The organism is Thioalkalivibrio sp. (assembly GCF_007692535.1).
GTDB lineage: Bacteria > Pseudomonadota > Gammaproteobacteria > Ectothiorhodospirales > Ectothiorhodospiraceae > Thioalkalivibrio.
Genome location: NZ_REBW01000187.1, coordinates 1 through 10,032, shown reverse-complemented (window position 1 = coordinate 10,032; position 10,032 = coordinate 1). Strand labels below are relative to the sequence as shown.

Annotated in this window: 8 protein-coding genes; 2 read left to right on the top strand and 6 right to left on the bottom strand. The window is 65.8% G+C overall.

What is annotated here, in order from left to right:
* Window positions 1–342: 342 nt before the first annotated feature.
* Complete coding sequence (locus EA346_RS11100; protein WP_296758552.1) at window positions 343–3,597, bottom strand: DEAD/DEAH box helicase; 3,255 nt, start codon at window positions 3,595–3,597, stop codon at window positions 343–345.
* 169 nt (window positions 3,598–3,766) lie between these two features.
* Here EA346_RS11100 and EA346_RS11095 point away from each other — a divergent pair, with 169 nt between their 5' ends.
* Entirely contained in the window at window positions 3,767–4,378 is a 612-nt protein-coding gene (locus EA346_RS11095) for a Uma2 family endonuclease (protein WP_296758550.1), read from the top strand.
* A gap of 3 nt (window positions 4,379–4,381) precedes the next feature.
* On the opposite strand, the gene EA346_RS11090 is transcribed toward EA346_RS11095, so the two are convergent.
* Genes EA346_RS11090 through EA346_RS11080 form a run of 3 tightly spaced genes read right to left on the bottom strand, consistent with a single transcriptional unit; the run spans window position 4,382 to window position 6,140 of the window.
* The gene (locus EA346_RS11090) at window positions 4,382–4,951 is read right to left on the bottom strand and encodes a hemerythrin domain-containing protein (protein WP_296758548.1); all 570 of its coding nucleotides are present in this window, start codon (window positions 4,949–4,951) and stop codon (window positions 4,382–4,384) included.
* A gap of 35 nt (window positions 4,952–4,986) precedes the next feature.
* The gene (locus EA346_RS11085) at window positions 4,987–5,526 is read right to left on the bottom strand and encodes an HPP family protein (protein WP_296758546.1); all 540 of its coding nucleotides are present in this window, start codon (window positions 5,524–5,526) and stop codon (window positions 4,987–4,989) included.
* Window positions 5,523–6,140, bottom strand: coding sequence for a CBS domain-containing protein (locus EA346_RS11080; protein ID WP_296758545.1), 618 nt, complete (start codon window positions 6,138–6,140; stop codon window positions 5,523–5,525). Before EA346_RS11080 ends, EA346_RS11085 begins: the two co-directional genes overlap by 4 nt.
* 235 nt (window positions 6,141–6,375) lie before the next feature.
* Between EA346_RS11080 and EA346_RS11075 the strand changes: the two genes are divergently transcribed.
* A complete protein-coding gene (locus tag EA346_RS11075; RefSeq protein ID WP_296758543.1) occupies window positions 6,376–7,236 on the top strand; it encodes a LysR family transcriptional regulator in 861 nt (286 codons plus the stop codon).
* A 669-nt stretch (window positions 7,237–7,905) separates the two neighbouring features.
* Here EA346_RS11075 and EA346_RS11070 read toward each other — a convergent pair.
* Both EA346_RS11070 and EA346_RS11065 read right to left on the bottom strand, forming a co-directional pair.
* Complete coding sequence (locus tag EA346_RS11070) at window positions 7,906–8,457, bottom strand: N-acetyltransferase (protein WP_296758541.1); 552 nt, start codon at window positions 8,455–8,457, stop codon at window positions 7,906–7,908.
* 28 nt (window positions 8,458–8,485) lie between these two features.
* A complete protein-coding gene (locus EA346_RS11065; RefSeq protein ID WP_296758554.1) occupies window positions 8,486–9,958 on the bottom strand; it encodes a class I SAM-dependent DNA methyltransferase in 1,473 nt (490 codons plus the stop codon).
* Window positions 9,959–10,032: the final 74 nt, after the last annotated feature.

Genomic DNA, 10,032 nt, shown 5'->3' with positions numbered 1-10,032 from the left:
GCGATGCCCCATGGCCGCGACCGAATTCCGGACTCCGAGATCGCACTGCTGCGCACATGGGTCGAGCAGGGCGCCCTCGACAACTGAACGCACCGTCTGCCAGCCGTTTTCGGGCGGTACTCACGGGACAGGAGCCGTCGAAACATTTCTCCTGTCCCGTCCTCCTTGATGATACGCGGTCGCCCTGCCCGCCCTGGCACGCCTGGCCATGACCTTCTACCCCGTTTCGGGCTGGCTCCTCATCGCCTCAGGGATGCTCTGGGCGGCCGCGTTCGCAATCTTCGCTACCTACTACACGCCCATACTCCTGACTCCGCGCAGGAACTGAAGCCGGTTGCTCGCTCAGGGGTCCGTGATGCGCTCCGCTCCCGGATCGGGCAGACTGGCCTGGATGAACGTCTCCGCGGCGCTCAGCATTCCGCCGAGCAATGTTTCCGGGACACTGTCACCGGCCTGAGCCAGCGCGAGGGACTGCATCAGCACCGCGGCATCCGCCGGGTCGATCAGCCCGGCCGGCAGAGCCTCGCCATAGATCCACACGCCGGCCTGCTGCGGTGTTGGTGCCTCGCTGCGGCCAGTGCGCAGGGCGGCCGCGGCCAGCAGCGCGCCGAGCAACAGGTCCAGCGCGGGGCCGGCGGAACCCTGTTGCAGCAGGAGCCGTGCCGCCGCCAGGTTCTCGGTGGCCTTGCGCGCCAGCGGATGGATCGCGGGCCGCACCGGCGCCGCCTCTGCCGGCGCGTACACTTGCTCGGCGCCGGCCAGCGGCGAAGCAGCACCCAGACGGTGCAGGCTGGTCAGCGTGCGCCGATCGATCAGCGCAACCGGGGTATCGCCGCTGAGCCCTGCCACCGCCCGGTCGTCCTGCTCGTCGACACTGTCCAGCACCAACACCAGGCCCGCATGGATCCCCCCATCGGCATGGCCCCGCTGCCCCAGGATACGTTCGATGCGTGCTCCGAACTCCCGCTGCATTGCGACGATGCAGTCGCGTACCGCGGCGTCGCGGTCCGGCTGCCCGGTGGCCGCGGTTTCCAGTTCCATAGCCACCGGCCCGGAAGCGTCGGCAGCCCCAGCTGCAGCCACTTCGATCTGCGGCTCCGATCCTGGCGGAATCGTCTCCGGCGTTTCGGCGACAGCGCCGGGGTCTGGCTCGGGCATTGGGGCATCGCCGGCCGCCGCGGCGTCCCTCCGCAGCCCCTCCATTGCCGCGAGATCCGAGGCCAGGATCTCCGCCAGCCGCCGCGAGACGCTGACCACCTCCTCGGTCGCCTCCGGATCCACCACGTTGTCGAACAGGTGGCGTTTGCCCTCGACCAGGCCGAGCACCCGCTCCTCGTAGGAGCCCGGCGCGACCAGCAGGATGGCCTGCACCTTCTGCGTCTGCCCGAGGCGATGCACGCGCGCGATGCGCTGATCCAGCACTGCAGGGTTCCAGGGAATGTCCAGGTTGATCAGGACCGCCGCGTTCTGCAGATTCAGGCCGACCCCGCCGGCATCGGTGGATAGAAACACCTGAACCGCGTCGTCCTCGCGGAAGCGGTCCATCAACGCGCCGCGCTTCTGGGTGGGGACCCCGCCGTGCAGGCGCACGGATCCCAGCCCCAGCCGCCGGACGCGCTGCTCGGCCATCTCGGTCATCCGCTCCCACTGCGAAAAGACCACGGCCTTCAGGCCAGCCGACCGACAGAGTTCGTCCAGCAGGGTCTCGAGTTCGTCGAGTTTCGGCGACTCCTCGGTTTCCTTGTCGACCAGACCGGCGGCGTCGCAGGCCATGCGCGCCTGCTGCAGCGCCGCCAGCATCCGGTTCTGCTCGGAGGGTGTTAGCGGACGTCGGCGCATGATCTGCGCGAGCTGACCGGCGGCCTTCAGCGCCGCGTCGTGAATACCCCCCTGAATACCGGACATGGGCACGTCGATGCGCTGCACGATGCGCTCCGGCAACTGGTCGCGCACCAGCGAACGGTCGCGCCGAAGCATAACCGGGCGCAGCCGCCGGCGCAGCTCCGAGAGGTTGCGGTAACCCAGCACCTTGCCGCGGTCGTCGGTGATATGAAAGTCGACCAGATAGCGCCACAGCGGGCCGAGAACGCGCGGGTCGATCACCTGCAGCAGGCTGTAGAGATCCTCGAGCCGGTTCTCCAGCGGCGTGCCGGTGAGCACGAAGGCGTAACGGGAACCAACCCGCTTGACCGCGCTGGCGATCTTGGTACGCCAGTTCTTGATGCGCTGCGCCTCGTCCAGGATCAGCAGATCGGGGCGGAGCGTGTCGTTGATCACCGGCAGGTCGCGCATCACCAGTTCGTAGTTCACCACGTGGAACGGGCTCGGGTGGCGGTACTGCACCCCGCGCGTCTCCAGCGGGCCCTGCACCACCTGCGCCTGGAGGCCGGTGAACTTCTCGATCTCGCGCGCCCACTGCAGCTTCAGCGAGGCGGGGCAGACCACCAGCACCTGTTCCACCCCGTCGTGCTGGCGCATCCAGTACGCGGCGGCGATCGCCTGCAGCGTCTTGCCCAGGCCCATGTCGTCCGCCAGCAGCGCCCGGCCACGGCCGGCCAGGAAGGCGACCCCTTCCACCTGATAGGGATGCAGCCGGGCCCGGATACCCGGCAGGTGGCCGCCACCGGCGTCGATGCGCTCGCGGATTTCGGCCGCCCGCACCGCCCGGGCCGCATCCTCGGCCAGGCGCCGGGCGTGGGTCAGTGCATCGTCGCCGAGGTCTAGATCATCGCGCTCGCGGACGGTCTCTGCGAAACGCAGAAAGTCGTCGGGAACCCGTCGCTGGAATTCCCCGCCGGCGTCGAAGTGGTCGTCCAGCAGCGCCTCGAGATCGGAGGCTATCCCGGCGGCCCGGTGCAGGCGCAACACCGGAGGGTGGTCGCATTCCCAGTCCAGGTGGACGTAGGGCCTGGCCAGGGGCAGCGCCTTCAGTGTGTCGTAGCCGGGCCGCTTGCGGATCCGGTGCAGCACCGCCTCGATGTGCTTGCAGGTTCCCAGCTGGTTGGTCGCGAAATCCGGGCAGGTGCAGTGGTTCGCGCGCCGCTCCAGCGAGCGGATATGCACGCGGTACCGGGCCGGAAAATGTGTGCTGGACTGGATCGAGTGCGCGGACCAGAGGCCCCTCCCGGTCTGGCCCGCGGACTTGGACAACGGCTGCACGCGCACCTCGGAACGCGCCTTCGCGATCCGTTCCGCCCGCGCCTCCTGGGCGGCATCGGCCAGCTTCCCGGCCTCGCCCTGGCCCTGCGTGTAGGCAAACAGCGCCGCGATCGCATGCACGCAGGGCGCGGCGAACTCGGTGTCATCCGGCCCCGCCCCCTGGCAACCACATAGGCTTCCCAGACTGCCGTCCGCGCGGACCACGATCTCCAGCTCCAGCTTCTCGCCGCTCGGCTCGTCCTCGACCTGGGCCCATAGGCTTTCCTCCGTCCGGTCGATGGCCGTCACCCGCCGCTCGCTGCTGTGGCGTAGCGCGGCCCGGATCACCTCCGGCACCGCCAGCGCCTCGATCTGTTCGGTATCGAGGCGCAGGGGGTCCACACCGGCTGCCTGTTCCGGATGCGGCGCGGGAGAGGACGGGGGTATCAAGCTGGACATGGGGACTCCGGAACACGCGAGGGATGGGGGCTACGCAACACTTCGGGGGCCTGATCGACCGCAGGACTCCGGGGGTCACGGTTGCCGATTATCCGGCATCATCTCTTGCCGCGCACCAAGCGGATGGCAGGCGTCGATCTTGCTATCCTTAATGCAATGCGGGAGCGGCGTGCAACGGAGGCGACATGGGACTGCCCTTGCGGGATTCCAGGTACCACACACCTACGGCGAATACCTGACTTGGCCGGAGAACGTACGCTACGAGTTGATCGGCGGCGAGGCGTTTCTGATGGCGCCGGCACCGTCAGTGGACCACCAGCGTCTCGTCGGAGGTCTTTTCCGTCAGATCGCGGATGCGCTGGACGGCTCCCCCTGCGAGGTCTTCGTCGCGCCCTTCGACGTGCGGCTGCCGCGGGGCGACGAGGCGGACGAGGCTGTCGATACGGTGGTGCAGCCGGACCTGACGGTCGTCTGTGATCCGGAAAAGATCGACCGCCGCGGCTGCCGCGGCGCACCGGATTGGGTGGTGGAGGTGCTCTCCCAGGCCATCGCGGCCCATGACCAGACGGTAAAGCTCAGTGCGTACGAGCACGCCGGCGTGCCGGAGTGCTGGTTTGTGCACCCGACCGATTGCATCGTCACGGTGTATCGCCTGGCCTATGGCCGGTACGGGAGGCCGTCGATTTCCGAGCTGACGGGCACGCTTGCCTGCCAATCCGTGGACATCGTCACCATCGACTGGGGCCGGATGCCCCGTCCTCCGGGCGGCACGGGTACCTGACCGCTACCTTTCCTTGGGACGCCGCCCGGCGGCGTCAACGCCCTGGGGTGACAGGCCACGCCGCTTCTGCATCGCCGTTCCAAGACGCAGCAATTCTTTGGAATCAAGCAGACGAGCGGCCAGAGGAAAGATCAGTTCGTCCTCGACCGCCATGTGCGCACGATAGGCTCGCACGAGATCCTCGGTGCGCAGCGTCGGGACGCGCTTTCCCCTCGTCAGGGCCACCAGCGACGGCCGGACCTGGGCCCAGCGCCAGGCCATCCTTTCGTGTTCCATTGTGAGTTGTTCCAATGACGCGAGCACACGGTCGTCCCAACCCGCGCGCGCCCTGGCGTCACGGAGCATGGGGAACAGATCCTCCTCCTCGTCCTCGTGATGGTGCACCGCAGCGCGGTCAAAGTAATTCAGAACGCTTTGCGCGGCTGACTGGGCGGAGGCATCGGCACCGTGCCTCTCCACGTGTTCCGGCAACCGTTCCAGTAGATCCAGGCGCGCCGCAATCCGGCGGTGGCAGGCACGCAACACGCCGAGCGGGTCTTCGAAACCCGGCGTGGCTTCTCCCATCCCAAGCATGTTCGACCTCCAAAACGATGGATGTGAGGCCCGACTCACAGCCAGACTTCCGGGTAGCGCCGGGTACGGGGAATGTTGTTGAACAACACGGCGGCGGCTAGCAGGACCAGGACACCAAGGCCGACCGGAACCAGCACGAAAAGGAACCCCAGGTTCTGAACCTGCTCCCCCCCGATCACTGGCAGCAGCGCGGTGGCTCCACCCGGGGGATGCAGGGTCCGGGTCAGGTGCATCAGCGCAACTGCCGTGGCCACCGCACCGGCTTCCGCGAGCCAGACCTGGCCACCCAGCAACTTGAACGCCGCGACCCCCACGATGGCGGCCATCAGATGCCCGCCAACCAGATTGCGCGGCTGCGCAAGCGGGCTGCGCGGGGCGCCAAAGAGCAGCACCGCCGAGGCACCGAAGGAACTGATCATCAGCAGGAGGGGGGTGCCCTGAAAGAACTGCTCGTGAAGCAGGCCGACGCAGGCGATGGCGAGGAAGGCCCCACAGCACGACCAGAATACCTCGCTGTTCGAGACCCGCGGCAGGCGGCCGCGGGTGCTCCCACGCATCTTTTGCAGGTAGTTCACAACAGGCCCTCCAGGTGGAAGGCATGGATGAAGTCCTTGCGCGACAGGACGCCCATCAGCACTCCGTTCCCGTCCACGACGGGCAGCCGGTTGGCGGCGCGCAGATGGAAGCGCTCGACGATCCGGCCAAACCGTGCGTCCGCTTCCACCGTAATCGCGGGAGCGGTCATGATGGCCGCCACGGTGGTCTCGTGCAGCGTGTGTCCCAGGGTGTCGGGGTCCTTCAGGTAGCGATCCAGAAACTGGGTGAAGGTGATCACCCCGAAGTGACGCAGCAGATCCGTTTCGGTGAGCACGCCGACGACCCGCCGGGCCTCATCGACGACCGGCAATCCCTTGAGTGCCCGGGTGGCCATACCCTGGACGACTTCCTCCAGGAGCATGTCCGGGCGCACGGTCCAGGTCGCCGGCAGCATCATCTGCCCCGCGGTCGCGCACTCCGAAAGACGTTCCAGCGCGTGCCGGAAGGCGTGCTGGTAGAGCTCCCGGAAGTCACCCATGCTGATATCGAGGTACCCGGGAATCTCTGCCATCGCCGCGCGAATATCGTCATCGGCAAGACCGATCTGCGTCTCGGACGGCATTCCCGCGTCCCGTTGTCGACTCTCATTCATTGCTGCCCCTCCGGCTGCATCCCTTGCATCGGGACCTCGATCGCTTGCCCGGTTTACGTCGGCAACGGGGTGTGATGCTCCGACGACGAAGCACCGCAGAGCGATCAGGTGGGCGCCGCGATCGAAGACCATGCAAAGAACTCAGGATAGCCGCTCGAACAAAGACAGGACAAACGGAATTTATTGGTCTTTAATATCGGCATTTCCGATATATCTTGACCATGGCAGGCGTGCAATGGAAACTGAACAGATCAGAACCTTCCTGGCCGTCGCTGCCCACGGCAGCTTCGTCGAGGCCGCCGTGCGACTGCACGTGACCCAGTCCACGGTCAGCAGCCGCATCCAGGGGCTGGAACAGTACCTGGGCGTACGCCTGTTCGTGCGCAACCGCTCGGGCGCCGCGCTGACGGCCAGTGGCCGCCGGTTTCGACCCCATGCGAAGGCCATGATGCTGACCCTCGAGCAGGCACGGCACGACGTGGGACTGCCCAGCCGGTACAGCGCGAGCATTCATGTCGGTGCCCGCATCGCCTTGTGGGAGGGCTTCCTTCCTGCCTGGGTCGGCGACATGCGCAGGATCGCTCCAGAAATTTCCATCCGTAGCGAGATCGGTTTCGAGGACGACCTGATGCGCCGCGTCATGGAAGGGACGCTCGATCTCGCACTGATGTACACCCCCCGTCACGGCCCGGGGCTGCACGTGGAACACCTGTTCGACGAGACGCTCGTTCTGCTCAGCACGGACCCGGAGCAACGGGGTCTGGACCCGAACTACGTCCATGTCGACTGGGGTCCGGCGTTCTTCGCGCAGTACAGTGCCAGTTACCCGGAGGCGGAAAGGCCGGCACTAACGGCGAATATCGGCTGGCTCGGCCTCCAGATCATCCTCGCCAACGGCGGATCCTGTTTCGTGCCCGAGCGCATGGCCGCGCCGCGCATCGCCGGCGGCGAGCTGTTCATTCCTCCGGATAGCCCTCGCTTTCGCCTGCCCGCGTACGTCGTCTTCGCACCGGAACCGGACAACGAGTCACCGAAGCTGGAGCCTGCGCTTGGGGGCCTGAGAGCGCTCGCGAAACAGCTCCACGTTTCTCCCTGACCATCGCACGCCATGACCTGCGGCATCCGCACAGGCCACCCGCAGGTCGCGCACCGGGCAAGCGGAGGAGACCTGCGGGTTGCATCGGTTGTTCTGGTGAGCATGGCGAGGGCGGGCTTTCTCCGCTTTCCTGGTTCGGCAACCAGAAGAACGGGGCCAGTCACCAATGAAAACGAACGCTAGGCGCCTTTCATCTCGCATTTTTCGATGGTATCGGTCCATTCGCGGCAGATCTTCAAGGTTTGCCCAGCGCCCAGAGGCTGGCCGGTCAGGCCACAGCGCGCGGCATCGTCGCGTACGCTTCGGTGGACCAGGGCACTCCGGGTAGTCGATCCCCTCCTCATGGGGGCAACCCATGATCCGATCCGGCATCACCACGGACCTCACGCCGTGGCTGCGGATAAAGTCGAGCGCTTCCGCAAGCACCTCATCGTCGGTCCGCAGGTCGTGATCAGAGACCCACTTGCGCATCGGCTCGGGTTCAGCGTTCTCAAATGGCATCATGCTGGCCACCACCTTCGTGGCCTTTCTGTCGTTCGGCCCGTAAAAAACGACCGTGGCCAAGGGATAGCCCGCAAACCCATTCCTGGCCTTCTTTTCAAATGCTTTTATGGCCCTTCCCTTCTTAAGCATCTACCTGCCACCCATCGCAGCAGCCTGTTGTCCGACTCACTCCCGCCAGTACCGCGGGTCGTGCAGCGCATCGGCACAGCGCACCGTTCCCTGCACGGCCCCCAGGATTCCGGGACGGAGTTCCTGCACCATCCAGGCCCCGGCGTTCTTCGCCGCGATCGGATACGGCGCCTCGAAGCCGCGCACACCCGCCTCGGCAAATCCATGCCGCGGATAGTAGTCCGGGTGACCCAGCACGAACACGAGATCCACCCCCGCCTCCGCGAGTTGCCCAAGGCCCTCGGTGACCAACTGACTGCCGATTCCCTTTCCCTGGAGTTCCGGGTGCACGGCGAGCGGAGCCAGGATCGACGCGGAAAGCTCCGGCCCCTCCGTTTCGACCCGGGCGCGGCTGAACAGGATATGACCGATGACCCGGTCATCCGTGGTCGCGACCAGCGACACAACCGGCTGCGCGCTGGTGTCCGCCACCAGGTCCGCGATCAAGCGCACGATCTCCGCGCCTGCGGCAGGACCGAAAGACGCCGTGACCAAATCCTCAATCCCCTCGCGATCGCGTTCCTCCGCCTTTCGTACACGAACCGGCACTCCATCCACCCATGTATCGGCAGGCACGCTATTCAGCTGCAACTGCCTCGAAACTCGCAAGCGCCGAACGGAGATTTTCAATGATCTCTTCGGCGAGCACCTCGGGTTCCGGAAGATTTTCCAGGTCGGTCATCGACGCATCGCGCAGCCAGAAAAGATCCAGGCTCGCCTTGTCGCGTGCCAGCAGCTCGGCCCGGTCAAACGCTCGCCAACGACCGTCCGGCGTCTCGTCACTCCAGGTGGGTTCACGTTCGTGCCGGTTTTCGGGGTTGTAGCAGGCGACGAAATCTTCAAGATGCGCGTAAGTCAGCGGTTTCTGCTTCAACGTGTGATGCACGTTGGTCCGATAGTCGTAGTACCAGACACTGGACGTTTGCGGATCGGGGCTGGCGGCCCGGTTGTCGAAGAAGATCACATTGGCTTTCACGCCCTGCGCGTAGAAGATTCCTGTGGGCAGACGCAGGATCGTGTGCAGGTCGGTGGTCTGCAACAGCTTGCGCCGGATCGTTTCGCCCGCGCCGCCCTCGAACAGCACGTTGTCCGGTACGACGATCGCGGCGCGGCCCGTCGTCTTGAGCATCGTCCGGATATGCTGCACGAAATTCAGCTGCTTGTTCGAGGTCGTCGCCCAGAAATCCTGCCGGTTATAGGTCAGGTCGTCGGTTTCCTGCTCCCCTTCGGCATTGGTGAAGCTCATCGAACTCTTCTTGCCGAACGGCGGGTTCGCCAACACATAGTCGAAGGTCTCGGCGGGCGGCGAGATCAGCGCGTCGGCGGGCGACACCAGCGTGTCGCCAGTCATTTCGCCGATCCCGTGCAGGAACATGTTCATCAGGCAGAGCCGCCGCGTCCCCGCAACGATCTCGTTACCGAAAAAGGTCGAGTGCTTGAGGAAGCGCTTCTGATCCTTGTCGAGCGCGAAATTCTCCGGGTCGGTCAGGAAGTCATGCGCGGCGAGAAAGAAGCCGCCGGTACCGCAGGCCGGGTCGGCGATGGTCTTGCCAGGCTCTGGGCGAACGCATTCGACCATCGCGCGGATCAGGGCGCGCGGGGTGAAATACTGGCCTGCGCCGGACTTGGTATCTTCGGCGTTGCGCTCCAGCAGCCCTTCGTAGATGTCGCCCTTCACGTCCGCGCCGAGCGTCACCCACTTGGTGCCGTCCACCATGTCGATCAGACGGAACAGTTTGGCCGGGTCGGTGATCTTGTTCTGCGCCTTGGTGAAGATCTGGCCGAGCATGCCCTTCTGCTCGCCGAGCCTGCGCAGCAGTATCACGTAATGCGCCTCAAGCTCGGCCCCGCGCCGGGTGGTGAGGCTGGTCCAGTCAAACCCCTCCGGAATACCCACATCACGGTTGTAGGGTGGTTTGGCGTACTCCTCGGCCATCTTGAGGAAGATGAGATAGGTCAGCTGTTCGAGGTAGTCGCCATAACCGACACCGTCGTCGCGCAGCGTGGTGCAGAAGCTCCAGACCTTGGAGACGATGGGGGCGGTGCTCATGCCAAATTCCAGGGGTTGATGACGGTCAGACCGGCGCTCTGAAACGGGGCGGTATCGCGGGTGGCGATGGCGAA